The organism is Rhodococcus huquni, from assembly GCF_055231055.1.
This window is the reverse complement of sequence record NZ_JBUYWE010000011.1, coordinates 43,776-67,213: the sequence shown is the minus strand read 5'-3', so window position 1 is coordinate 67,213 and position 23,438 is coordinate 43,776. Positions and strand designations below refer to the sequence as shown.

Annotated in this window: 24 protein-coding genes and 1 tRNA gene; 17 read left to right on the top strand and 8 right to left on the bottom strand. The window is 65.2% G+C overall.

Annotation, left to right across the window (positions count from 1 at the left end; genetic code table 11):
- The first annotated feature begins 80 nt into the window (after positions 1-80).
- From ACZI8R_RS18145 to ACZI8R_RS18125, 5 genes are all read left to right on the top strand, one after another.
- Positions 81-1,028 (top strand): oxidoreductase, encoded by a 948-nt coding sequence (locus ACZI8R_RS18145; RefSeq protein WP_463381052.1) that lies wholly within the window; start codon positions 81-83, stop codon positions 1,026-1,028.
- 16 nt (positions 1,029-1,044) lie between these two features.
- Positions 1,045-2,061, top strand: coding sequence for a hypothetical protein (locus ACZI8R_RS18140; protein WP_463381051.1), 1,017 nt, complete (start codon positions 1,045-1,047; stop codon positions 2,059-2,061).
- 96 nt (positions 2,062-2,157) lie between these two features.
- Positions 2,158-3,423 carry an aspartate kinase gene (locus tag ACZI8R_RS18135; RefSeq protein ID WP_463381050.1) on the top strand — a complete coding sequence of 422 codons (1,266 nt, stop codon included), beginning with the start codon at positions 2,158-2,160 and terminating at the stop codon, positions 3,421-3,423.
- 6 nt (positions 3,424-3,429) lie between these two features.
- On the top strand, positions 3,430-4,461 hold the full coding sequence (locus tag ACZI8R_RS18130) for an aspartate-semialdehyde dehydrogenase (protein ID WP_463381049.1): 1,032 nt from the start codon (positions 3,430-3,432) through the stop codon (positions 4,459-4,461).
- A gap of 145 nt (positions 4,462-4,606) precedes the next feature.
- Positions 4,607-6,370 (top strand): multicopper oxidase family protein, encoded by a 1,764-nt coding sequence (locus tag ACZI8R_RS18125; protein ID WP_463381048.1) that lies wholly within the window; start codon positions 4,607-4,609, stop codon positions 6,368-6,370.
- On the opposite strand, the gene ACZI8R_RS18120 is transcribed toward ACZI8R_RS18125, so the two are convergent.
- Positions 6,348-6,842: an SRPBCC family protein gene (locus ACZI8R_RS18120; RefSeq protein WP_463381047.1), complete on the bottom strand. Its 495-nt coding sequence runs from the start codon at positions 6,840-6,842 to the stop codon at positions 6,348-6,350. The two genes, ACZI8R_RS18125 and ACZI8R_RS18120, sit on opposite strands and share 23 nt — an antisense overlap.
- Positions 6,843-6,904: 62 nt before the next feature.
- Between ACZI8R_RS18120 and ACZI8R_RS18115 the strand changes: the two genes are divergently transcribed.
- The 7 genes from ACZI8R_RS18115 to ACZI8R_RS18085 are packed head-to-tail and all read left to right on the top strand — an operon-like array spanning position 6,905 to position 14,151.
- Complete coding sequence (locus ACZI8R_RS18115) at positions 6,905-7,543, top strand: TetR/AcrR family transcriptional regulator (protein WP_463381046.1); 639 nt, start codon at positions 6,905-6,907, stop codon at positions 7,541-7,543.
- Complete coding sequence (locus ACZI8R_RS18110; protein ID WP_463381045.1) at positions 7,540-8,751, top strand: CaiB/BaiF CoA transferase family protein; 1,212 nt, start codon at positions 7,540-7,542, stop codon at positions 8,749-8,751. Before ACZI8R_RS18115 ends, ACZI8R_RS18110 begins: the two co-directional genes overlap by 4 nt.
- The gene (locus tag ACZI8R_RS18105; protein WP_463381044.1) at positions 8,752-9,657 is read left to right on the top strand and encodes a hydroxymethylglutaryl-CoA lyase; all 906 of its coding nucleotides are present in this window, start codon (positions 8,752-8,754) and stop codon (positions 9,655-9,657) included.
- Positions 9,658-9,703: 46 nt separating this feature from the next.
- Positions 9,704-10,315, top strand: coding sequence for a TetR/AcrR family transcriptional regulator (locus tag ACZI8R_RS18100; RefSeq protein ID WP_463381112.1), 612 nt, complete (start codon positions 9,704-9,706; stop codon positions 10,313-10,315).
- Complete coding sequence (locus ACZI8R_RS18095) at positions 10,312-11,802, top strand: flavin-containing monooxygenase (RefSeq protein ID WP_463381043.1); 1,491 nt, start codon at positions 10,312-10,314, stop codon at positions 11,800-11,802. The genes ACZI8R_RS18100 and ACZI8R_RS18095 overlap by 4 nt, the downstream gene beginning before the upstream one ends.
- On the top strand, positions 11,799-13,511 hold the full coding sequence (locus tag ACZI8R_RS18090) for an FAD-dependent oxidoreductase (RefSeq protein ID WP_463381042.1): 1,713 nt from the start codon (positions 11,799-11,801) through the stop codon (positions 13,509-13,511). The genes ACZI8R_RS18095 and ACZI8R_RS18090 overlap by 4 nt, the downstream gene beginning before the upstream one ends.
- Positions 13,495-14,151, top strand: a complete 657-nt coding sequence (locus ACZI8R_RS18085; protein WP_463381041.1) for a hypothetical protein — start codon at positions 13,495-13,497, stop codon at positions 14,149-14,151. Before ACZI8R_RS18090 ends, ACZI8R_RS18085 begins: the two co-directional genes overlap by 17 nt.
- 14 nt (positions 14,152-14,165) lie before the next feature.
- Here ACZI8R_RS18085 and ACZI8R_RS18080 read toward each other — a convergent pair whose 3' ends face one another.
- The 3 genes from ACZI8R_RS18080 to ACZI8R_RS18070 form a co-directional block, all read right to left on the bottom strand.
- Positions 14,166-14,573, bottom strand: coding sequence for an SRPBCC family protein (locus ACZI8R_RS18080; RefSeq protein ID WP_463381040.1), 408 nt, complete (start codon positions 14,571-14,573; stop codon positions 14,166-14,168).
- Positions 14,570-14,881, bottom strand: coding sequence for an ArsR/SmtB family transcription factor (locus ACZI8R_RS18075; RefSeq protein WP_463381039.1), 312 nt, complete (start codon positions 14,879-14,881; stop codon positions 14,570-14,572). Before ACZI8R_RS18075 ends, ACZI8R_RS18080 begins: the two co-directional genes overlap by 4 nt.
- Before the next feature lie 181 nt (positions 14,882-15,062).
- A complete protein-coding gene (locus ACZI8R_RS18070; protein ID WP_463381038.1) occupies positions 15,063-15,428 on the bottom strand; it encodes a winged helix-turn-helix transcriptional regulator in 366 nt (121 codons plus the stop codon).
- A gap of 106 nt (positions 15,429-15,534) precedes the next feature.
- Here ACZI8R_RS18070 and ACZI8R_RS18065 point away from each other — a divergent pair, with 106 nt between their 5' ends.
- From ACZI8R_RS18065 to ACZI8R_RS18045, 5 genes are all read left to right on the top strand, one after another.
- Positions 15,535-16,866 (top strand): MFS transporter, encoded by a 1,332-nt coding sequence (locus ACZI8R_RS18065; protein WP_463381037.1) that lies wholly within the window; start codon positions 15,535-15,537, stop codon positions 16,864-16,866.
- 27 nt (positions 16,867-16,893) lie between these two features.
- The gene (locus ACZI8R_RS18060; protein ID WP_463381036.1) at positions 16,894-17,346 is read left to right on the top strand and encodes a Fur family transcriptional regulator; all 453 of its coding nucleotides are present in this window, start codon (positions 16,894-16,896) and stop codon (positions 17,344-17,346) included.
- A 64-nt stretch (positions 17,347-17,410) separates the two neighbouring features.
- The gene (locus ACZI8R_RS18055) at positions 17,411-18,874 is read left to right on the top strand and encodes a catalase (RefSeq protein WP_463381035.1); all 1,464 of its coding nucleotides are present in this window, start codon (positions 17,411-17,413) and stop codon (positions 18,872-18,874) included.
- 188 nt (positions 18,875-19,062) lie between these two features.
- Positions 19,063-19,536: a Dps family protein gene (locus ACZI8R_RS18050; protein ID WP_463381034.1), complete on the top strand. Its 474-nt coding sequence runs from the start codon at positions 19,063-19,065 to the stop codon at positions 19,534-19,536.
- 137 nt (positions 19,537-19,673) lie between these two features.
- Positions 19,674-20,477, top strand: a complete 804-nt coding sequence (locus tag ACZI8R_RS18045; RefSeq protein WP_463381033.1) for a metal-dependent hydrolase — start codon at positions 19,674-19,676, stop codon at positions 20,475-20,477.
- Positions 20,478-20,490: 13 nt separating this feature from the next.
- On the opposite strand, the gene ACZI8R_RS18040 is transcribed toward ACZI8R_RS18045, so the two are convergent.
- The 4 genes from ACZI8R_RS18040 to ACZI8R_RS18025 form a co-directional block, all read right to left on the bottom strand.
- Complete coding sequence (locus ACZI8R_RS18040; protein WP_463381032.1) at positions 20,491-21,513, bottom strand: ABC transporter substrate-binding protein; 1,023 nt, start codon at positions 21,511-21,513, stop codon at positions 20,491-20,493.
- A gap of 38 nt (positions 21,514-21,551) precedes the next feature.
- Complete coding sequence (locus ACZI8R_RS18035; protein ID WP_463381031.1) at positions 21,552-22,241, bottom strand: haloacid dehalogenase type II; 690 nt, start codon at positions 22,239-22,241, stop codon at positions 21,552-21,554.
- Positions 22,242-22,326: 85 nt separating this feature from the next.
- Positions 22,327-22,400: transfer RNA gene (locus ACZI8R_RS18030), tRNA-Pro, on the bottom strand.
- Between the two features lie 54 nt (positions 22,401-22,454).
- A complete protein-coding gene (locus ACZI8R_RS18025) occupies positions 22,455-23,426 on the bottom strand; it encodes a metallophosphoesterase (RefSeq protein WP_463381030.1) in 972 nt (323 codons plus the stop codon).
- Between the last annotated feature and the right edge of the window lie 12 nt (positions 23,427-23,438).

The following is a 23,438-nucleotide window of genomic DNA, read 5'->3' as shown; positions in this document are numbered from 1 at the left end:
GAAGTGAACACCGATTCCGTTCTTGTGTCAACGTGGATACTGGGCACGGACACCCACCGCCGTTCTCAGGAGAACTCACCGTGCCGGATCGAAAGAACTTCGACGTCTCGGCCATTCCGAATCAATCTGGCAAGACCGTCCTGATCACCGGAGCGAACAACGGATTGGGGCTGCAGTCCGCAACGGAGTTGGCGCGTGCGGGCGCCCGGATCCTGCTGGCATGCCGGAACCCGGAGAAGGCGGCCACGGCTCTCGAAAGAGTCCGTGCAGCGTCATCGGCAGGCGCGGATCATCGGGTGATCCCGCTCGATCTCTCGGATCTGTCCTCGGTGCGAGACGCTGCCGAACGTGCTCACGAAGTTGCGCCGGTCATCGACGTGCTCGTCAACAATGCGGGACTGATGGCCGTCCCGTTCGCCCGGACAGTGGACGGGTTCGAGCTGCAGCTCGGTACCAATCATTTCGGACACTTCGTGTTGACGGACGCACTGCTGCCTTCGTTGATGGCGGCCCCGGCACCGCGCGTGGTCAGTCTCGCGAGCGTGGCGCATCACCGCGGCAGCATCGACCTGAAGGACCTGAACTACGAACACCGCGAATACGACCGCATGGGTGCATACGCTCAGTCCAAACTGGCGAACCTGTTGTTCAGCAGTGAACTCGCTCGGCGCAGCGAGCGCGCGGGTGGTCACCTGACCGCGGTCGCAGCGCATCCGGGAATTGCAGCAACCAACCTGTTCGACTCGATGATCCCAGCGATCCCCGGGGCAGCGACCCTCACGCATCTCGGATTGAAGATCTTCGGTAACGACGAGAAGGACGGCGCGCTCAGTCAGCTGTACGCCGCGACGATGCCCGACGTCCGTAACGACGACTACCTGGGGCCCAACGAGTTCCGTGGTGCGCGCGGTCCGGTGCGGCGGTCACCACGATCGGAGAATGCGAAGGACTCCGCAGTCGCGGCCGGCCTGTGGGAGAAGTCGGTGGCGCTGACCGGTGCGACGTACGCAGGTCTTTCGTCGGCGTAGCGGTAGTGTTCCGCGGATGTCGAGGGGGCGCGCGATGGCGCGGATCAGAATGGCGCAGAGAAGTGGTGGAGTGAGAACGGCTGCGCTCGTCGTGGTGGTGGCCGCGTTGTCGGCCTGCGGGGGAGTGGACGGCGGGGGTGTCGACGGCACTGCGGCGCCGCTCCCGTCGAAGCCGCTCAGCCCCGCGCAGTCGCACCATCTCGAAGTGCAGGACGTGCTGCGCGGCGCCGATCCCTGTGGCCTTCTCTCCGAGGAAAGCCTCGTGGGGGCCGGGGACGTACTGCAGTACGGATCTGCCGTCCAACCGTCGGCCTGCTCGGCGTTGGCGGGCGGGCCCGACGGCCTCACCTCGGTGGAGGTGTCTCTTCTGCCGTCGATGCTTGCGCTTGCCTCGAAGTCGAATCGCACCGAGGTCGACGGGGTAACCGTCTTCAGGGGTGCAGGACCGGATCTCGAACGCGGCACCTGTGAGCGGGTGTTCCAGCTGAACCTGGGAGCTCTGGACGCACTCCAGTACGCGACCGTGCGGACGGGTGCCGACGCCGGTGTGGACTCGTGCCCGATTGCGGACGGTGTGGTCGCGGGTGCAGTCGAGCGGATGGGATCGGGTCTTCCCGCCCGGGTGGATGCCGCGCCGTGGGCTGTCGATCTCGTCCGCCGCGACCCCTGCGAGGTTCTGACTGCGATCCCCGGGAGCGCCCGCGTCGTCGACCCGAAACTGCCGCCGACGCCCTTCGAATGCACCTTCTATCCGGACGGCATCGAGACGCGGGGAAACGAGGTCTCGGTCGCCCTCGCGGTGAAAGCGTCGAAAGGACCCGAGAACGACGCGGAGATCGGCCCGAAACAGGTCGGCGATCGATGCCGATGGGAAGCTCGAACGGGTGAAGAGATCGACGTCACACGGCCCGGCGCCGACGTCGACGAGTACGCCCGAACTCTCGGACGTGCTCGCGGTGTCGTCACTGTTCACGGTCGTGACTGTGATGCGGTGCGAAAAGTCGCGGATGTGGCCGGCGAGGTGTTCGGCTGACGGCCTTGTGACCCCGGTGGCTGGGGTTTCGGACACCACCTCGGTAGGCTCGTCACCTGGATAAGTTCATTTTTGTCGACCTGGAGGTAGAAACGCGTGGCTCTCGTCGTCCAGAAGTACGGCGGATCCTCGGTGTCATCAGCCGAGCGGATCCGACGAGTCGCGGAACGAATCGTAGAGACCAAGAAGGCCGGCAACGATGTCGTCGTCGTGGTATCGGCGATGGGTGACACCACCGATGAATTGCTCGATCTCGCGCAACAGGTGTGTCCGTCCCCGCCCGCTCGTGAAATGGACATGCTCCTCACTTCCGGTGAGCGCATCTCCAACTCTTTGGTAGCTATGGCCATTCACTCCCTCGGAGCTGAGGCCCGTTCCTTCACCGGTTCGCAGGCAGGTGTCATCACCACCGGCAGCCACGGTAAGGCCAAGATCATCGACGTCACCCCCGGTCGTGTGCAGGACGCACTCGACGAGGGTTCGATCGTCCTCGTCGCCGGTTTCCAAGGTGTGAGTCAGGACAGTAAAGACATCACCACCCTCGGCCGCGGCGGTTCCGACACCACTGCGGTGGCACTCGCGGCTGCGTTGAACGCGGACGTCTGCGAGATCTACACCGATGTGGACGGCATCTACAGTGCCGACCCGCGCATCGTGAAGGACGCAAAACACCTCGAGAAGGTGTCGTTCGAGGAAATGCTCGAACTCGCGGCCTGCGGCGCGAAGGTGCTCATGCTGCGTTGCGTCGAATACGCCCGCCGCTACAACGTGCCTGTGCACGTTCGCTCGTCATACACCGCCAAAACCGGCACGATCGTGTCCGGATCGATGGAGGATATTCCCGTGGAAGAGGCCCTGATCACCGGCGTCGCGCACGATCGCGGCGAGTCCAAGGTCACCGTCGTCGGTATCCCCGACACCCCCGGCTACGCCGCGCGAATCTTCCGTGCGGTCGCGGACGCCGAGATCAACATCGACATGGTGTTGCAGAACATCTCGAAGATCGACACCGGGCGCACGGACATCACGTTCACCCTGCCGACGTCCGACGGCCCGCGCGCCGTGGAGATGCTGACCAAGCTGCAGGACGACATCGGCTTCACGCAGGTGCTGTTCGACGATCACATCGGCAAGGTCTCGCTCGTCGGTGCCGGCATGCGTAGCCACCCGGGCGTCACTGCCACGTTCTGCGAGGCGCTGTCCGAGGCAGGCATCAACATCGACCTGATCTCGACGTCGGAGATCCGCATCTCGGTTCTCGTCGACGACGACGAACTCGACGACGCAGTTCGGGCGATCCACAACGCATTCGATCTCGGCGGCGAGCAGGAAGCCGTCGTGCATGCGGGAACAGGGCGGTAGATCTTCATGACCACCATTGCTGTAGTCGGTGCGACCGGTCAGGTCGGCATCGTGATGCGCACCCTCCTCGAGGAGCGGAACTTCCCGGCCGACAAGGTGCGGTTCTTCGCGTCCTCGCGGTCAGCGGGCAAGAAGCTGCCGTTCCGTGGTGAGGAGATCGTCGTCGAGGACGCGGAAGCGACGTCCGACGAGGACCTGAAGGGCATCGACATCGCCCTCTTCTCCGCAGGTGCCACGTTGTCCCGTGTGCAGGCTCCGCGTTTCGCTGCCGCCGGTGCGACCGTCGTCGACAACTCGTCGGCATGGCGCAAGGACCCCGAGGTTCCCCTCGTGGTCAGCGAGGTCAACCCGGAAGCCACCAAGAACCTCGCGAAGGGGATCATCGCGAACCCCAACTGCACCACGATGGCTGCGATGCCGGTTCTCAAGGCACTGCACGACGAAGCCGAGCTGAAGCGTCTCGTCGTGTCGAGCTACCAGGCCGTGTCCGGCAGCGGTGTCGCCGGCGTCGAGGAACTCCTCGGCCAGGTGCGCGCTGTCGTGGACGATGCCGAGAAGCTGGTGCACGACGGCAGCGCCGTCGACTTCCCGGCGCCGAACAAGTACGTCGCGCCCATCGCGTTCAACGTGCTCCCGATGGCGGGAGCGATCGTCGACGATGGCAGCGGCGAGACCGACGAGGATCAGAAGCTTCGTAACGAGAGCCGCAAGATTCTCGGACTTCCCGACCTCCTGGTCTCCGGCACGTGCGTACGCGTACCGGTCATCACCGGTCACTCGCTGTCGATCAACGCCGAGTTCGCGAACCCGCTGTCCGTCGAGCGTGCCCAGGAAATCCTGAAGGGCGCTCCCGGCGTGGAGCTCGCGGACGTTCCCACCCCGCTCGGCGCGGCAGGCGGCGACGTGTCGCTCGTCGGCCGTATCCGTCAGGACGAGGGCGCACCGGAAGGCCGCGGCCTCGCCCTCTTCGTCACGGGCGACAACCTGCGCAAGGGTGCTGCACTCAACACTATTCAGATCGCGGAACTGCTCGTCTGAGCAGACCTCGTTCTTCACACGTCACCCGCGGCGAGCACGTCTCGTCGCGGGTGACGTGTTTCTGTATATCGCCCGGTAGAGGGTCGGTTTCGGAGTAGCGTCCCGAGCGGACGATCACACGCTTCGGGGTCAGGGGAGTGCGCCGATGAACGGACGCGTATCGCGGCGAACCGTGATTCGGGGGGTGGCGATCGGCGTGGGTCTGGGCGCCACCGGGGTGGGGGCGGCTCGCGCGTTCCCGTTCGACGTGAATCCCGCCAATCCGCTCGTCTTCTCCTCGCCGCCGCTCGAACCGTTCCGTCAGCCGTTGCCGATTCTGCCGACTCTCGGTGGTTCGTCGATCGAGGTGCAGGCCCGCAGCACGATGCACGTCTTTCATCCGGACCTTCCGTCGTCACCGGCGTTGGCGTACGGCGGCGTCGACTATCTGGGGCCGACTCTGGAGGCCGAGGTGGGGCGGGCCACCACGGTCTCGTATCGCAACGACATCACGGACAACCCCTTCGCCGCAGATGTCGACACGAGTCTGCACGGGCTGTCCGATCACGACCGGACCGATGTACCCACGTCTCTGCACCTGCACGGCGGTTCCACACCGCCCGAGTCGGACGGGCATCCGGAGCTCACGCAGCGGCGAGGTCAGGAACTGGTGCACACGTTTCCGAATCGGCAGGAGGCCTCCACCCTCTGGTATCACGACCACGCGATGGGCGTGACGCGCCTCAATCTGTATGGCGGCTTGGCCGGGATGTATCTCCTGCGGGGCGAATACGACTCAGGCACGGCAGGCAATACGGTGGGCCTGCCCGCAGGGGAGTTCGAGATCCCGCTCGTGTTGCAGGACAAGATTTTCACCGAGACCGGCAGGCAGAGTGTTCGTTCCTATGTGCTTGCACCGCAAGGGACGTGGGACGTTGCTACACCGGGCGACGTGGGAATGGTGAACGGAAAGGTGTGGCCCGAACTCGAGGTCGCGCGTGGGCTCTACCGGCTGCGGGTACTGAATGCGGCGTCGTTCAGCGTGTGGAACCTGCACTTCGGAAATCGTATGCGGTTCTGGGTGATCGGGATGGACGGCGGTCTGCTCGATGCGCCGGTACCTACCGATCACGTCCGGCTGGGCCCGGGCGAGCGGGTCGACGTGCTCGTGGACTTCGGCGGCCTGGCCTCGGGCGACACGGTGGAACTGCGCAACGACGAGCCGGTACCGCTGGGAGTGGCGCAGCGCGGGGTGCAGGTGATGCCACGATTCTGCCGTTTCCGGGTGAGCGGAGCGAGCGGATTCACCGGGCGGGTGCCGGAGAGCTTGCGTGGCCGATCCGGCACGCCCTCGTCGTTGCCTGCGATCGCGCAGCCCCAGAAGGTGCGGAACGTGACGGTGATGCAGTTGTCCGATCCATCCGCAGCGCCCTCGATCACGATGTCGCTCAACAACTTGCATTACACGACCGCCGACATAGAGACGCCACGGCAGGGCACTGTGGAGCAGTGGAACATCGTCAACATCACCGCCGAACCACACCCGATCCACCTGCATCTGGTGACGTTTCGAGTGCTGGGTCGTCAGGGACTCGACACCGCCGGATTGACCGAGGCTCATCCGATTCCGGCCGTCGGAAATCGCTGGACACCCGATCCGGAGCCCTTCGTCGTCGGCCCTCGATTTCCGCCCCAGCCCTGGGAGGGCGGCATGAAGGACACCGTGATTGCCGACCCGAACTCGGTGACGCGCATTGTCGTGCGCTTTCCCACTGCCGACGAACTCGGATTCGATCCCGATGCGGTGTTCGGGGCAGGCTCGCCCCACCACGGGATGCATGGTGCGCCGCTGCAGGGCTACGTGTGGCACTGCCACATGCTCGACCACGAGGATCACGACATGATGCTCAGATACCGACTCGTCCGATGATCCGTAACAGCACGCGCTGATACAGCGTGCGGCGAAATCGTGCGCGGACTCGTCCGCTGACGGCGAGTTCGGCATTGTCGAGGCACTCCTCGAGCAGTGCGTCGTGCAGTGTGCGAAACGCCAGCGGCCAGGTGACGAAGGCGGGACCGTGTAGGTCCATCGCCAGTAGATGGTTCAACTCCGTGATTCCCGGCGCACTGACGTTCACCCGAAACTCGTGATAGCCGTCGAACCCTTTGGGGGCGTCGAACCGAAACCGGACTCGTCGCCCGGGTTCGTACTCGGCCACCGTGTACCGGATCGGGCCGTGTCCGCCTCGGGCGCCGACTTCGAGGGGGCGGTCGAATCGCATCGGTGGCCAGGTCCCCCACGGCCACAGTCGATCGTCGTCGCCGGACAGTGAGTCGAGCAGTGCGCCGACTTCACCGGGCTCTGCTGCGAGGCTCCGCGTGTGCAGGTTACGAACCGGCATGATTCCCTCCTGGTTAATTAGAGACAATTCTCTATTATGAATCAGAGACTACTCTCTTCTATGTGGGTAGGAAACCGGTGTACGACGAGAACAGGCTCCTGGACGCTGCAGTCGAGTTGGTGCGAGAGGGTGGCCCCGCGGCGGTCACGATGTCCGCGGTCGCGCGGAAGGCCGGCGCGCCGAGTGGATCGGTGTACCACCGGTTCGCAGAGCGTCCGGAGCTTCTGTGCGCATTGTGGATGAGGAGTCTCGCGCGATTTCACGATGCATTCCTCACCGCAATCGACGGTGGTGACGGCAGAGATGGGTTGGTGCGAGGTGCCCGCACGGTGGTGGCCTGGTGCAGTGGTCACCGCGGCGACGCCGAGGTTCTGTCTTTCGGTCCGGAAAGCTTCGGCTTCGCAGACTGGGATCCGCAGTCCCGACGTGGTCTCGACGAGGCGAACGTGCGCGTGGTCGAGGCATTGCGGCGGGCCGGTGAGGAAATGGGTGCAGTCACGGAACGCGACTTCGAAGGTATAACGATCGCCGTGGTGGATGTTCCCCACGTCTCCGTGCGGCGATACTTGCGTGGAGACACACCGTTTCCCGACTACGTCGCAGATTTCGTTGCGGTGGCAGCGTCCGCGATGTTGGGTGAGGTGCCGTGCGAACCGAACCCGCGCACGACGTTGGGCGAACCCGAGGAGGAGTTGCGGTGACCGAATCGGTGACGGGACCGCTGGACGGCTACCGGGTGATCGAACTGGGCACTCTGATAGCCGGGCCTTTCGCCGGGAAGCTTCTCGGCGACATGGGTGCGGACGTCATCAAGATCGAGGCTCCGGACCGGCCCGACCCGCTGCGAACGTGGGGGCAAGCCGAACAGGACGGTCACCGGTTCTTCTGGACCGTGCACGCGCGGAACAAGCGCTGCGTGACCCTCGATCTTCGGGTGCCCGAAGGACGCGAACTGTTTCTCGCGCTCGTAGAACAGGCGGACGTGGTCGTCGAGAACTTCCGGCCCGGCACACTCGAGAAGTGGAACGTGGGTTTCGACGTGTTGTCCGAGCGCAACCCGGGACTCGTCCTCGCGCGTGTGTCCGGCTATGGCCAGACCGGCCCCAAAGCGGGGAGCGCCGGGTACGCCTCGGTGGCGGAGGCAGTCAGCGGCTTTCGTCATCTCAACGGTTACCCCGGTCAGGCACCGCCACGAATCGCGCTGTCGCTGGGGGACTCCCTTGCCGGAATGTTTGCCGTCCAGGGAATTCTGGCTGCACTGCTCTCCCGGGAGAAGACCGGCCGGGGACAGGTTGTCGACGTAGCGCTCACCGAATCGTGTCTGGCGGTGCAGGAGTCGACCGTTCCGGACTACGACCGCGGCGGGATCGTGCGTCAGCCGTCGGGGACGCGGCTGGACGGCATCGCACCGTCCAATATCTATGCCACCGCGGACGGCAGTTGGGTGGTGATCGCCGCCAACCAGGACACGTTGTTCGCGCGACTGTGTGGAGTGATGGGGGTGCCGGAGCTCGCGCAGGATTCGCGCTTCCGCACGCATGTGGATCGTGGCCGGAACCAGGACGAACTCGACGAGATGATCGGGGCCTGGGCCGCGAAGCAGGACCCGGCGACGATCGTGGACACGTTGACGGCGGCGGGCGTCGTTTCCGGTCCGATCAACACGGTCGAGGACGTCGTGCGGGATCCGCAGCTGATCGAGCGGGGCATGCTGGTGCCGCACCACGACGACCGCATCGATGACGACGTGCTGGGTTTCGGGATCGTCCCCACGTTCAGCGATACTCCGGGCTCCGTGCGACGCGCCGGCGCCGCAAGCCCGGGAACCGACAACGACGACGTGTGGGGTGGGTTGATCGGCCGCTCACCGGCCGAACGGAACGCACTGCGTGAGAAGGGCGTGATCTGAATGATTCCCGAGGCGGTGAGTATCAGAGAGGTCGGTCCTCGTGACGGCCTCCAGATCGAGGATCCTGTCCCGTTGGACGCGAAACTCCGGCTTCTGGACGCCCTCGCTGCAACGGGTGTGCCGCGTATCGAGGCCACGTCGTTCGTGTCGCCGCGCGCCGTTCCGGCGCTGGCCGATGCCGCGGACGTCGCAGCGCAATTGCACCGGTGGCCGCACGTCGAGTTGTCGGCCCTGGTCGCGGGGACCGGCGGCACGAAACGGGCACTGGCGGCCGGCCTGCGCACCATCGAATACGTGGTGTCGGCAGCAGACGGCCACAGCCGGGCCAACACCAAGTCCTCGACAGAGGAGGCGGTGGCGAGGATCGAGGAGATCGTCGGGCTGGTTCACGACGCCGGTGGAAAAATCGAGGTCATCATCGCGACGGCATGGGACTGCCCGTTCGACGGCCCGACCGATCAGGAGCGACCACTCTGGATCGCCGAGCACGCGGTGGAGCGCGGAGCCGATCAGATCTCGATCGCGGACACCATCGGAACTGCGACGCCGGGCCGAGTCGCGCGCCTCGTCGATTCGGTGCACTCGAGGTTGGGCGAGGTGAATCTCGGGGCGCATTTCCACAACACCCGAGGCGTCGGTCTGGCCTGCGCGCTCACGGCGGTCGAGCACGGCGTCCGGTATCTGGACGCATCCGTCGGTGGCCTCGGTGGGTGCCCGTTCGCGCCTGGGGCGAGCGGGAACATCGCCACAGAAGAGCTGGCCTTCATGCTGTCGGACCTCGGTGTCGACACCGGTATCGACATCGCATCCACGATTTGCGCGGCGGGTGTTGCCGAAGAGATCGTCGGGCACGAGGTGCCGAGCAACCTGCTGCGCGCCGGGCTGCCCGCGCCTGTCGCCGACTGAAACAAACTTAAAATCAGTCTGGACTGTTTTATGTTTGGCATCTACAGTGCTGAAGGTGACCACAGACACAGAGCTGGCCGAGCCCGGCCCGGCACGGCACACCCGAACCCAGGCGGAGCGCACCGCCACCATGCGGGCCACCCTCCTCGACGCGACGATCGACTCGTTGGTCGAAAACGGCTACGCGGGTACCAGCACCCAGGGCATCGCCCGTAGGGCCGGTGTCTCGCGTGGTGCCCAGCTGCATCACTTCCCGACCAAGGAATCCCTGGTGGTCGCGGCGGTGCAGCATCTCGTCGACAAGCGGATGGCCGAGATTCTCGCGGTCGACACCACGGGTCGGCCGCCGGGACTCGAGATTCTCGCCGACGCGTTCTCGGGTCCGCTCTTCTACGCGGCGCTCGAACTGTGGGTCGCCGCGCGGACCGACGCCGTGCTGCACGAGGCGATGGTTCCCCTCGAGCGGGGGATCACCGAAGCGCTGCACCGAGGCTGCGCCGAGTTGTTCGGGGACCGGTTCGACTCCGACTCGATCGAACTCAGCATCGAACTCGTGCGCGGCCTCGCAGTGTCCGCTCTGTTCCGCCCTACGGAGGCAGACCGCGCCTTCCGCGCCCGACTCCTACCGGTATGGCAATCGAAGATGGAGAACCAGTGAAACTTCCCGAGCATGTAGAGACCCTTGTCGTCGGTGCGGGATTCGCCGGCATCGGCCTCGCAGCCCGCCTACTCGCGGACGATCCCGCTGCGGACGTGGTCATCGTCGAACGCGGCTCCGATGTCGGTGGGACCTGGCGCGACAACACGTATCCGGGCTGCGCGTGTGACGTCCCCACCTCGCTCTACTCGTTCTCGTTCGCTCCGAGTGCGGCGTGGAGTCACACCTTCGCGCGGCAGCAGGAGATCTACGCGTATCTACGAAAGGTCGCGCGCGACACCGGCATCGTGGACAGAGTTGTGACCGATTGCGAGCTGTTGGAAGCGCGATGGGACGACATCGAAGCCATCTGGCGGGTGAAGACGAGCACGGGTTCACTCACCGCGACGGTCCTGGTGGCGGCCACCGGAGCGTTGTCCACCCCGAGCATTCCGAACATCCCGGGCCTGGACGGATTCACTGGGACGGTCTTCCATTCGGCCACCTGGAATCACGACCACGACCTTTCCGGCGAGCGAGTGGCCGTGGTCGGAACCGGTGCGTCTGCGGTTCAGTTCGTACCCGAGATCGTCGACGACGCCGCGCACCTCACCGTCTTTCAGCGCACCCCGGCATGGGTCATACCTCGCCTGGACCGCACACTCACCGGTTTGGAGAAGGAGCTGTACAGGCGTCTTCCGCTCACGCAGAAGGTGGTGCGTGGATCGGTGTACAGCTTGCGTGAAGCATTGGGTGGGGTGTTGTCTCACGCCACCGGGCTGTTGCCGTTGTTCGAGCTCGCAGCCAAGGCGCACATGTTCCGGCAGGTGCGGAGTCCGGAGCTACGCAAGAAGCTCACCCCGGACTTCACCATCGGGTGCAAGCGCATGCTGTTGTCGAACGAATGGTTACGGACCCTGGACCGGTCCGATGTCACGCTCGTCGACTCGAGGCTGGCATCGATCGACGGAAATTCCGTCGTGGACGGTGACGGCAACGCACGCGAGGTCGACACCATCATCTTCGCGACGGGATTCACTCCCACGGAGCCTCCGGTTGCGCACGCGATCCGGGGCGTCGACGGCCGGACACTCGCCGAGCACTGGGGCGGAAGTCCCTCCGCCTACAAGGGAACCGCCGTCACAGGCTTCCCGAATCTGTTCCTGATGTACGGACCCAACACGAATCTGGGCCACAGCTCGATCGTGTACATGCTCGAATCTCAGGCCGCGTACATCGCGGATGCGGTGGAACTGATGCGACGCGGCGGCGTCGATTCGTTCGAGGTCACTCGAGATGCGCAGGAGCGCTACAACGAGAATATCCAGGACTCGCTGCGAACCACCGTGTGGAACAAGGGCGGCTGTTCGAGCTGGTACTACGACTCGCAAGGACGGAACTCGGTCGTGTGGCCGACGTTCACCTTCGAATTCCGTTCACGGCTGGCACATTTCGACAGCGGCAACTACGTGACAAGGAGCCGGCCGAGGCGAGAGGTGAGCGCATGACCCACTATGACGTCGTAGTCGTCGGTTCGGGGTTCGGCGGGAGTGTGGCGGCGCTGCGGCTCGTCGAGAAGGGGTACACGGTCGGCGTGATCGAGGCCGGCCGTCGGTTCGAAGACCATGAACTGCCCGAGACCAGTTGGCGATTACGGAAGTATCTGTGGGCGCCGTGGATGGGGTGTTACGGAGTGCAGCGCATCCACTTGTTGCCGGACGTTCTCGTGATGGCCGGCGCCGGAGTGGGCGGCGGATCACTCAATTACGCCAATACGCTCTACCAGCCGCCGCGAAAGTTCTTCGAGGACAAGCAGTGGTCTCACATCACGGACTGGCAGTCGGAACTGAATCCCTATTACGAGCAGGCGCGCCGGATGCTCGGAGTCACGACGAACCCGTCGTTCACTCCGGCGGATGCCGTGATGCGTGGGGTCGCCGAGGACATGGGAGTGGCCGACACCTTCACCTCCACGCCGGTAGGTGTCTACTTCGGCGAACCCGGTGAGCGAGTGGCGGACCCGTTCTTCGGTGGGGCCGGACCCGAACGCACGGGGTGCACCGAGTGCGGCAGCTGCATGACGGGATGCCGGGTCGGCGCGAAGAACACCCTGGTGAAGAACTACCTCTACCTGGCGGAACGCGCGGGCGCGCGCATCCACGACCTGACGACGGTGCGCACACTTCGCCCGCGTGCCGGCGGTGGATACGAGTTGCAGACCCGACGCACCGATGGAGTGCGGCGACGTGAGCACACCTTCACCGCCGATCAGGTCGTCGTCGCGGCCGGCACCTACGGCACGGCGCGGCTGCTTCTGGCCATGAAGGAGTCCGGCGAACTGCCGAACCTGTCGACACGGCTGGGTTCGGTCGTGCGCACCAACTCCGAGGCAGTCCTGGCGGCCACGGCACGGGACCGGTCGACCGATTTCACCAAGGGCGTGGCGATCACGTCGTCGTTCCATCCCGATGATCACACCCACGTCGAGCCGGTGCGATACGGGAAGGGCAGCAACGCGATCGGTCTGCTGCAGACTGTGCTCAGCGACGGCGGAGGGCGGGTTCCACGGCTGTTGAAGACCGCAGGGGTGGCGCTGCGCAATCCGGCCGCTTTCGCACGCAGTCTGTCGGTGCGGCACTGGTCCGAGCGCACGGTCATCGCACTCGTGATGCAGACCGACGACAACTCACTCGAGTTGAAGAAGGGCAAGCGCAGATTCGGTCGGTCCGTGGTGTCCAGGCCGGGGGCGGGGGAGCCTCCGCCCTCGTGGATTCCCCAGGGGCACGACGCGATCCGTAAGGCCGCCGACAAGATCGGCGGTGACCCGGGCGGGTCGCTCGCGGACGTGGTGAACATCCCGATGACCGCACACTTCCTCGGTGGCTGTGCGATCGGTGATTCGCCCCGGACCGGCGTCGTCGATCCGTACCTGCGGGTCTACGGGCACGAAGGTCTGCACGTGTCGGACGGGTCCGTGGTCAGCGCGAACCTCGGCGTCAACCCGTCGCTCACCATCACCGCGCAAGCAGAACGCGCATTCGCGTTGTGGCCCAACAAGGGTGACGCCGATGCGAGGCCGAATTGCGGCGAGCCATACGTACGTATCCGCCCCACGTCACCGCGCCGGCCCGTGGTTCCAGAAGACGCACCCGGTGCGCTGCGTCTGCCGTTGTTCGTTACGACCCGTGAGGAGTCCGCAGATGTGGAGCGTGCCTGAATCGACCACGAGCCGCGTGGAGTGGCCGGGGAGCGCCGCGCCGCCGTGGCCCGCACAGGTCCGCGCGACGCTCTGGTGGCACCGAAGTACACCCGGTGGGCGCAGAGTCGGCGCCGGAACAACCGGAGCGACGCTGCCGCTCACGCTCGCCATGATGGTCGAGTACCTGGATTCGCCGGTAGGCCCGTACCGGGAGATATTGGCGAGTCCTGTGCTTCGTGCGCCGGGCCGGAGAATCGGCGTTCTGCCCCGAATGTCCGTGCCGTTCATCGCCGTCGATTCGGAAGCATCCGTGCACGGAGGTCGGACGCACTGGCAACTGCCCAAGGTGATGGCGGATTTCGAAGGCGCGGTGTCCGGTTCGTTCACCGCCTCGGCGCCGGGGTGGCAGGTGTCGACGTCGGCGCGGCCTGTGGGGCCACGACTTCCGATCGCAGGCGCCCTCGGATTTGCGCAGCCCGATGCGAGCGGCGCCGGACTGCGCGCCGCCACAGCTGGGCTACGAGGGCACTTCCGCTTCGCGCGTGTGTCGGTCAGCGCTGACGGCCCGTCGATCGGCGAGTGGCTCGCGCCAGGCACTCACCCCGGCATCGTGATCACCGATGGACAAATGACCACCGGGCCTGCGACGCTGCGGTGATCCGGGGCGAGGGCTCAGTCGAGTTGTTGCACAAGGGCAGCGAGCCCGGGGATGACCTCGTCGCGCCATCCCGGGCCCATGCGTTCGAATGCGGCGCGGCTGCGCTTGTCGTCGGGGTCGAAGCCGGAATGGTCGAGGAACAGTCGGGTGCCGTTGCCTTCTGGCTCGAGTCGCCACGTCAGCGTCCACTTCTCGGTGAAGGTGTAGACGAAGCGGCGCTCCACCTCGACTTCGAGTACTTCACACGGCTGGGATCCCCATCCGGGCATGTCGAGATGGAAGCGATGGCCCACCCGTGCAGCGATGTCGCCGGCGGCCCACCAGCGAGCGAGAAGCTCGGGCTCGGTCAACGCGCGCCACACGTTTGTGGGTGACGCTGCGATGAACTGGTCTACGTGAATGGTGGTCTCGGAGTCGGTCACTGATCTTCCTCCAACATGTCTGTGAGGGCGCGGAGCCGTCCGCGCCAGAACCTTTCGAACGGGTGTAGCCAGTCGCCGACGTCAGCGAGTGGCTCGGCGGTCAGGTGGTAGTGCCGTTGCCGACCGGACGGGGTGTCGTGGACGAGGCCGGCCTTTCGGAGAACCTGTAGGTGCTCGGCCACGGCCGGGCGGCTCAACTTGAAATTGCTCGCGAGGTCACCGGCCGTCCGTGGTCCGTCGACCAGTAGTTCGAGCAATTGACGTCGCACCGGGTTCGCGAGTGCCACGAAGACGTCGTCGGCCAGCATTTGCTCACAATATGTCGGAAACTTCCGACATGTCAACGGCGGGTGTGCGTAATAGAAGAGACCGCCCGATGGTGATCGGGCGGTCTTCGGGTCGACGTCCCACAGGCGCCTCTCGGCGAGTGGTCGCTCGTAGCGACAAATGGGGTGAGGCCCGGGGCATGTCCGGACGTCGACAGAGGGTTCAACGGCGGGGTGCCCGGATTTGTTCCATGTATCGCCCTCCCCATGTATCCAGTTCTGTGACGAAGCCTCGAAGTGCAGAGCCGGTCGGGGTGAGCGAGTACTCGACTCGGGGCGGCACCTCCGGGTACGCCCTACGCGAGACGATGCCGTCCTGCTCGAGCTCGCGTAGCTGTCTGGTCAGGACCCGTGGCGTCACCTCGCCCACGCGTCGGCGAAGTTCGCCGTACCGGAGTGGGCCCTCGAGCAGGTGTTTCACCACCGTCATCTTCCAGGAGCCGCCCAGGACCGCCACCGCGACCTCGACGGGGCACACCTCCATGGCGCGCTGGACTGGATTGCGAATCTCGCTCTCGATACTGGTCACGGCGCTCTTCCCTCGGTCGGCTGAGGTTCCAATGGTAACCAAATCGTCCATATGGACGAAAATGTGCATACTTACGAGAGTGTCTATTGGGTGTTAGAACGGCACCATGGAGAACTCAGGTATTGCCGTGGCTCCGCCGGTCTCCGGCTCGGCCGCTCAGCGATCGTCGCGGAGGCGGCCCTTCCACCCGGCGTGGACGATGGTGGCCGTCGCCTCGCTGGCTTTGATTGCCGCCGGCTCGTTCACCACCCTCGCGGGGCTCGTCACAGAGCCACTCGTCGAGTCCGAGGGGTGGAGCCGATCGGGGATCGGGGTCGGCGTCGCCGTCAACATGGTGCTGTACGGCGCGGTGGCGCCGTTCGCGGCGGCTCTCATGGAGCGCTATGGATTGCGCAAGGTCACCGCATCCGCGCTTGCGATCCTCGTGGCAAGTTCGATCCTGATGGCTCAGTTCGCCCCGACTGGTCTGTGGTTCGTCTTGTGGTGGGGTCTGATGGTCGGGGTGGGCACCGGTTCGGTCACGATGGTGTTCGGGGCGACAGTCGCGAACCGGTGGTTCCACGAAAAGATCGGGTTCGCAACCGGTGTGCTCACCGCGGCAAGCGTCGTGGGTCAGTTCGCGACGCTTCCCCTGCTCTCGGTGGTGCTGACGCACACCGGTTGGCGTGGTCCGGTTCTGGCGGGCGGAGCTCTCGCGGCGGTTGCCCTCGTCGGTGTTCTCCTCTTCCTGCGCGACAGTCCGCATGCGGTCGGAGTTCGGGCGTACGGGGCGAGCGACATCGGCGGCGTCGATGACGTGGTGACGACCGGGCCGACGCGAAACCCCTTCCTTCGCACAATCGAATCCCTCGTCGTCTGCTTGCGAGACAAGAGGTTCTGGATTCTGGCGGTCATGTTCGCGCTGTGTGGCGCCACGACGAACGGCCTGATGTGGAGTCATTTCACTCCGGCCGCCCACGATCACGGTATGGCGGCAACGGCCGCGTCGAGTCTGCTTGCGGTCATCGGTGTCGCCAACATTGCGGGCACGGTGACAGCGGGGTGGCTCTCGGATCGGATCGAGCCCCGGATCCTGCTCGCGGTGTTCTTCGTCGGCCGAGGGCTTTCGCTCGCTGCGCTTCCGCTGTTGTTCGCGGCCGACCTCGAACCGGATCTCGTCGTGTTCGCGCTGGTGTTCGGGATTCTCGACGTGGCGACGGTGCCTCCGGCCTTGGCTCTGTTGCGGAGCATCTTCGGCAGCGACAGTGCGCTGGCGTTCGGGTGGGTCAACGTCTTTCATCAGCTCGGCGCCGGCTCGATGGCGCTGGTCGGAGGTCTCGTTCGTGACATGAACGGCTCCTATACGCCGGTATGGCTCGCCTCCGCGGTCGTGTGCGTCGTGGCGGCCGCCCTGGGTGCCACCACCCCGAGAATCCACCGAGATCCGTTTCTTGACTAATTCCAGAAAAGGTCCATACTGGTTGACATGAGACACGAAACGGATCCCCAAGCGCTCTTGCGCGGAGTGGGGCTACGTGTCACTGCACCACGAGTCGCGGTGCTGAATGCGGTGACAGCCCAGCCGCATTCCGATGTCGACGACATCGCGACCGTGGTGCGCAGTGAACTCGGTTCGGTGTCCACGCAGGCGGTCTACGACGTACTCAAGGCGTGTACGTCGGCCGGCCTGCTACGCAGAATCGAACCCGCAGGATCGCCGACCCGCTTCGAGACGCGTACCGGCGACAACCATCACCACCTCGTGTGCCGCTCGTGCGCCGCCGTCGTGGACGTGGACTGCGCCGTCGGCCAGGCCCCGTGCCTCGAGCCTTCTGCCAGCCACGGCTTCACGGTGGACGAAGCCGAGGTCGTGTTCTGGGGCCTGTGCGAGCAGTGCCGCCCGGCGCCCGACCGTCGCGCGCACACTGTCGCACCCTGATTTCGTTCTCGACAACTCTTTCGATCGCTCATCCGGTTCCCACCCTCGACGAGGAGGATTTGCCATGCCCACAACACCCGCAACCACCACCAATTCCGGTATTCCCGTTGCCAGCGACAACGATTCGCTCACCGCAGGCACCCAGGGGCCGATCCTGCTTCACGATCACTACCTGATCGAGAAGCTGGCTCAGTTCAACCGCGAGCGCGTCCCCGAGCGCGTCGTCCATGCAAAGGGCGGCGGCGCATTCGGCGAGCTCGTCGTCACGGGTGACGTCAGTAAGTACACGAAGGCGAAGTTGTTCCAGCCGGGCACGAAAACCGAGTCGCTGGTGCGCTTCTCCACGGTCGCGGGCGAGCAGGGCAGCCCCGACACCTGGCGTGATCCACGTGGATTCGCGATGAAGTTCTACACCGAGGACGGGAACTACGACCTGGTCGGCAACAACACGCCGGTCTTCTTCGTCAAGGATCCGAGCAAGTTCCCGGACTTCATTCACTCGCAGAAGAGGCTCCCCGGATCCGGGCTTCGCGACCACGACATGCAGTGGGACTTCTGGACGCTGCGACCGGAGACGGCGCACCAGGTGACGTGGCTCATGGGTGACCGCGGTATCCCGAAGACATGGCGTCACATGGACGGTTTCGGATCGCACACCTACCAGTGGGTCAACGCCGAAGGTGAGCGCTTCTGGGTGAAGTACCACTTCAAGACCGATCAGGGCATCGAGTTCCTCACTCAGGACGAGGCCGACGACCTGGCCGGCAGCGACCCGGATCATCACCGCGCCGACCTGTACCAGTCGATCGAGCGCGGCGAGTTCCCCAGTTGGACCCTGAAGGTGCAGATCATGCCGGTCGACGAGGCCGAGAACTACCGGTTCAATCCGTTCGACCTGACCAAGGTGTGGTCCCAGCAGGACTACCCGCTGATCGAGGTCGGCAAGTGGACGTTGAACCGCAACCCGGACAACTTCTTCGCCCAGATCGAGCAGGCGTCGTTCGAACCGTCCAACATCGTGCCCGGCATCGGATTCTCGCCGGACAAGATGCTGCTCGGGCGGGTGTTCTCGTACGCGGATGCACACCGCTACCGCATCGGCGCGAACTACGCGCAGCTGCCCGTGAATGCGCCGAAGGCGCGGGTCGACTCTTACTCGCAGGACGGTGCGATGCGGTACTCCACCAACTCGCCGCAGACACCCGTCTACGCCCCGAACTCGTACGCCGGACCGCATGCGGATCCGGCGCGGGCCGGCGACGAGGGTCTCTGGGAATACGACGGACAATCGGTGCGCACCGGATACGTCGAGCACCCCGAGGACGGGGATTTCACCCAGGCCGGAACTCTCGTCCGTGAGGTGTTGAGCGACGAGGAACGTGACCGGCTGGTGAACAACATCGTCGGACATGCCCTCGGCGGCGTCAGCGAGCCGGTTCTGCAGCGCGTCTTCGAGTACTGGAAGAACGTCGACGCAGACCTCGGCAAGCGCGTCGAAGAAGGGGTACGTGCCGGTCAGGAGAGCTGACCGGACGACCTCACATCAAGCCGAACCAGTAAATGGCACAGGCGAGAACGAATACGACCACCGTCTCCATGACGACCCTCCTCCAATCGCGAAACGAACACCTCCATCATCCATCGGGGGTGGCCGAAATGCCCAATCAGGGCAGAGGAATTTGCCAAGTTGTGGCCTGACGAAAGCGAGGTACCCACATGAGCAACCCCATCACCAGCACACTCGCCCCAGAGCAGCAGAAGGCCGCCGGTGCGGCGCTGCAGAGCACCGTCGTGGACCTGATCGATCTGTCGCTGATCGCAAAGCAGGCCCACTGGAACGTGATAGGCCGAAACTTCCGATCCGTCCATCTCGCTCTCGACGAGCTCGTCACGGCCGCGCGTGAGTTCACGGACGACGCGGCAGAACGGGCGACCGCGATCGGGGTCAGCCCGGACGGGCGCGCCGGCACCGTCGCCAAGGATTCCGGAGCCAAGGGATTCGGCGAGGGATGGACCAAGGACACCGAGGTCATCGCTTCCGTTGTCGGTAACCTGGCGGCCGTGATCGAGCGGCTGCGCGAGCGGATCACGATCACCGAGTCGGCGGATCCGGTCACTCAGGATCTGCTGATCGCCATCACCGCACGGCTCGAACAGCTGCACTGGATGTGGCAGGCACAGATCGACTGACCTTCTCCACCGAACGACGCCCCGCCCGGTATCGCCGTGCGGGGCGTCGCCGTGTTCGGGCCCGCTGCAGGCGATTCGTGAATTGTCGGTGCACGTTGCTAGGTTGTCGGCACTGAGTGTGAAAGGTGTTGTCTTCCATGGTGATGGGCCCTACCCACGCGATGTCCGGCGCAGCGGTGGGGCTGCTGGTTGCTGACGTGCTCCCGGTCGATTGGGGTGGCCCGACAACAACGGCCGAGACGTTCACGTTCGCGGCGGTATGCGCTGGCGCGACCCTTCTGCCTGATCTCGACACCACCCAGTCCACCGTTTCGCGGTCGTTCGGTCCGTTGAGCAAATTGCTTGCCAGAGTGATCGACTCGATATCCCTCGGTTTCTACACGATCACGAAAGGCGGCAAGGACGGCAAGCGTCGGGGCGGCCACCGAACGTTGACGCACACAGCGCTCTTCGCCGCCGGTCTCGGTGCCGGTGTCACCGGGCTGGTGGTGCAGTTCGGTAAGCCGGCGATCATCGGCGTGTTGTTCTTCGCGATCGGATTGGCGCTGCGCGGCCTCGCTGGTGAGTTCGCCAAAGAGAAGGGCTGGCTTGTCGTCTCCCTGCTCGCAGCAGTCTTCTCGGCGTTGACGTGGCAGTGGTACCCCACCGAGGCCGGATCGCTCGGGCTCGGGGTCGCGGTGGCGGTCGGCTGTGCCACTCACTGCCTCGGTGACGCGATCACCAAGGAGGGCGTGCCTTTCCTTGCGCCGTTCGTCCCCTGGGCGCGAGAACACTGGTGGGAATTCCGGCTACCGCGCTTCCTGTCCATTCGGGCAGGTGGGCCGTTCGAGAAGGTCGTGCTGGGTCCGGCCCTGACCATCGCGGTGTTCGCCCTCGGCGTGTGGGCGATCGACGGTGCGCCGGAAGCGATCTACGACGCGTTCGTCCCATCCCCGTCCTGATGAGCGGACGGTGTCAGGACGCCAGCATCTTCTCCAGATCGTCCAATACGATCATGGCGCCGGTCGGACCGAGTGCGAGAAACCAGGTTTCATCGCTCACCGGAACCGCGTGCCCGGACTCGACGGCGCTCATCGTGCCCCACAGAGGCCCGCCGACCACGGAATTCTGGTCGGTGGCATCCGGCCCGCCGTAGCTCGAGTAGAACAGCCGATCGCCGTCCGCTTCTGTGATCGTCTCCGGGGAGACTTCCACGGCCAGTTCGTCGATGTTCTGGATCTCCGGGCGGCGCAGCCCCACATCCTGCAGGATCACGCCGATGAACGAGAGGTTCCCGTACAGCCGAATCTTGCCGGACATGAAGCGGACCAGAGAGATGCTGGGGTCACCCGTGATCGACTCGCCGACTTCGTTCGCGCGCTCCTGGTACTCGGTCAGGAGGGTCTCTGCCTGCGTCTCTTCTCCGAGGGCATCGGCCACCAGAAGGAAGTTCTCCTTCCACGGGAATCCCGGGCGGATGCCGAACACGGTCGGTGCGATTTCGGACAACTGCGGATAGAGCTTGTCCGCGCGCAGTTTGCTGCCCAGGATCAGGTCCGGCTCGAGTGCCATGACCGCCTCGAGATTCAGGTTGTTCGTGGTGCCCACGTCCGGGACGCCTTCGAGCTTGTCGGCCAGGTAGGACGGCTGTCCGGACACACTCTCCGGGCTTGCGATGCCGACCGGGGTGATGCCGAGAGACAGAACGTCGTCGAGCTCGCCGCCGTCGAGAACGACGACCCGCTCCGGCTTCTTTTCCAGCGTGGTCCCCCCGAGCGCGTGGACGACAGTTCGCGGGAAGGTGCCGGGCTCGGCATCGCTACCGAGGCGCGCGGTCGCTTCGTCTGCGGTGGCGAACAAGCGTCCGCCGGTCGCCACATCGGCATTCCCCGAACTCTGACCGGCGTCGGTCGTGCCGCACGCGGCGAGGAACGTGGCGGCCAGTGCGACTGCGGCGGCGCGGGTGAACAGGCGTGAAGACCAACGAGGGGCGTGCATGGAGGTGAGGCTAGCCTGTGCCCGATATGTCCGCGCCGTCAGCACCCCAGTTGATCGGCGAGATGACCGAGGCCGGCGGCGCGGAAGTCGTCCAGGGCCGAGGAGCCGCTCTCCTTGTCGCCGGTTCCCCATTCGTCGGGACGATCGACATACGCGGTACGGAGACCGTGCGATCGCGCGGCCTCGAGATCGGTGGCGTGGGTGGCCACCATCATCACTTCGTTCGGCTCGACCTGCATGAGGTCGGCGATGCCGAGATACACGGCGGGGGAGGGCTTGTAGTGCCGCCACAGGTCCGCGCCACCGACGAAGTCCCACTCGAGGCCCGCATGTTTCGCCATCTCTGTGAGCAGTGCGACGTTCCCGTTGCTCAGAGCGCACACGACGAACTTCGCCTTCAGGCGGCGTATGCCCTCCGGCGCGTCGGGCCAGGCTGGAATGAGGTGCCACGACCGAACGGCCCGATCGAGTTGGTCGTCGGTGGGGATGACCTCAAACTCGTTCCGTAGCAGGTTGTCCAGGGTTTCCCGGTGCAGGTCGTCGAGGAGGGTCCACGGCCTGGCTCCGCTCTCCACCTCGGCGAGGATCGGCGCGTAGGTGAGCCGCCACCGGCGGGCGAGGTCGGCGCCATCGAAGTCGGGAAAGATCTCGGCGAGGGCGGAAGCGACCCCCGAATGCCAATCCGTGACAGTTCCGAACGTGTCGAACGCCAAGACTTTCACGGACACGGTTCCCCCCTCCTCGTCAATGAAAAGAGACCCCGTCCGGACTGATTTCTCAGCCGGAGGGGGTCTCCCTTGCTTCAACTCACTGTCGGGGTGGCGGGATTTGAACCCACGACCTCTTCGTCCCGAACGAAGCGCGCTACCAAGCTGCGCCACACCCCGTGTTGAACCTCGGCCAGCTTACAGTATCGAGTGAGCGGAGATTAAATCCCCTGGTCAGCCGCGAAGTACCGTGGACTCGGACGGGGTGTTCCGGACACGGTCCGAACCCGCTTCCGGTCCCCGATTCTTGGACGCCACCAGCGTCAGGAGGGTGGCTTCGGGTCGGCAGCAGAATCGCAGCGGCACCCACGGCGACGTTCCCACGCCGGCGGAAACGTGAAGCTGCGTATGTGTACCCCACTTCGACGGCCCCTTCACCCGGGAGCGGTCGAGTTCGCAGTTGGTGACGAGTGCCCCGTAGAACGGCAGGCACAGCTGACCTCCGTGAGTGTGGCCGGCGAGCACCAGGTCGTAGCCGTCGTTCGCGAAGCGATCGAGAACGCGCGGCTCGGGGGAGTGGGTGATGCCGAGCCGCAGATCTGCCAGCGGGTTCGGCGGACCCGCGATGGTGTCGTAGCGATCGCGCTTCAGATGCGGATCGTCCACACCGGCCGACGCGACTCGCACACCCGAAACCTCGAGGTCTCGACGTACGTGCGTGACGTCGAACCAGCCGCGCTCGGTGAACGCTGCCCGCAGATCGCCCCACGGCAACGGGTCGCCGAGAACACGCTTGTTGGCCTTCGTCAGGTAGTTCAGCGGATTCTTGGGTCGCGGAGCGAAATAGTCGTTGCTACCGAACACGAACAAGCCCGGTCGCGCCAGTAGATTGCCCATCGCCTGCACGACCGACGGAACTGCGCGCGGATGAGACAGGTTGTCGCCCGTGTTGACCACCAGATCGGGGTCGAGACGGTCCAGTTCGCGCAGCCAGTTCTGTTTGAGGCGCTGCCCCGGCATCATGTGGAGGTCGCTGATGTGCAGCACACGCAGGGAGGATGCGCCGGGTTCGAGCACCGGCATCGTCACCTCGCGCAGCGCGAACGCATTGCGTTCCACGAGCGAGGCATAGCCGATTCCGAGTGCAGCAGCACCCGTCGATGCGACGGCGGCGCGGGTCAGATTGTTTCGGAACTGGTCGGACACCACTCAAGGATA

What these genes read in the sequence shown, in the direction of transcription:
- ACZI8R_RS18120 (WP_463381047.1), bottom strand. Translation starts at nt 6,842, where the DNA reads ATGCCGGTTCGTAACCTGCACACGCGGAGCCTCGCAGCAGAGCCCGGT.
- ACZI8R_RS18085 (WP_463381041.1), top strand. Translation starts at nt 13,495, where the DNA reads ATGTGGAGCGTGCCTGAATCGACCACGAGCCGCGTGGAGTGGCCGGGG.
- ACZI8R_RS18125 (WP_463381048.1), top strand. Translation starts at nt 4,607, where the DNA reads ATGAACGGACGCGTATCGCGGCGAACCGTGATTCGGGGGGTGGCGATC.
- ACZI8R_RS18045 (WP_463381033.1), top strand. Translation starts at nt 19,674, where the DNA reads ATGGTGATGGGCCCTACCCACGCGATGTCCGGCGCAGCGGTGGGGCTG.
- ACZI8R_RS18055 (WP_463381035.1), top strand. Translation starts at nt 17,411, where the DNA reads ATGCCCACAACACCCGCAACCACCACCAATTCCGGTATTCCCGTTGCC.
- ACZI8R_RS18075 (WP_463381039.1), bottom strand. Translation starts at nt 14,881, where the DNA reads ATGCTGGCCGACGACGTCTTCGTGGCACTCGCGAACCCGGTGCGACGT.
- ACZI8R_RS18040 (WP_463381032.1), bottom strand. Translation starts at nt 21,513, where the DNA reads ATGCACGCCCCTCGTTGGTCTTCACGCCTGTTCACCCGCGCCGCCGCA.
- ACZI8R_RS18105 (WP_463381044.1), top strand. Translation starts at nt 8,752, where the DNA reads ATGATTCCCGAGGCGGTGAGTATCAGAGAGGTCGGTCCTCGTGACGGC.
- ACZI8R_RS18065 (WP_463381037.1), top strand. Translation starts at nt 15,535, where the DNA reads ATGGAGAACTCAGGTATTGCCGTGGCTCCGCCGGTCTCCGGCTCGGCC.
- ACZI8R_RS18090 (WP_463381042.1), top strand. Translation starts at nt 11,799, where the DNA reads ATGACCCACTATGACGTCGTAGTCGTCGGTTCGGGGTTCGGCGGGAGT.
- ACZI8R_RS18140 (WP_463381051.1), top strand. Translation starts at nt 1,045, where the DNA reads ATGTCGAGGGGGCGCGCGATGGCGCGGATCAGAATGGCGCAGAGAAGT.
- ACZI8R_RS18060 (WP_463381036.1), top strand. Translation starts at nt 16,894, where the DNA reads ATGAGACACGAAACGGATCCCCAAGCGCTCTTGCGCGGAGTGGGGCTA.
- ACZI8R_RS18130 (WP_463381049.1), top strand. Translation starts at nt 3,430, where the DNA reads ATGACCACCATTGCTGTAGTCGGTGCGACCGGTCAGGTCGGCATCGTG.
- ACZI8R_RS18050 (WP_463381034.1), top strand. Translation starts at nt 19,063, where the DNA reads ATGAGCAACCCCATCACCAGCACACTCGCCCCAGAGCAGCAGAAGGCC.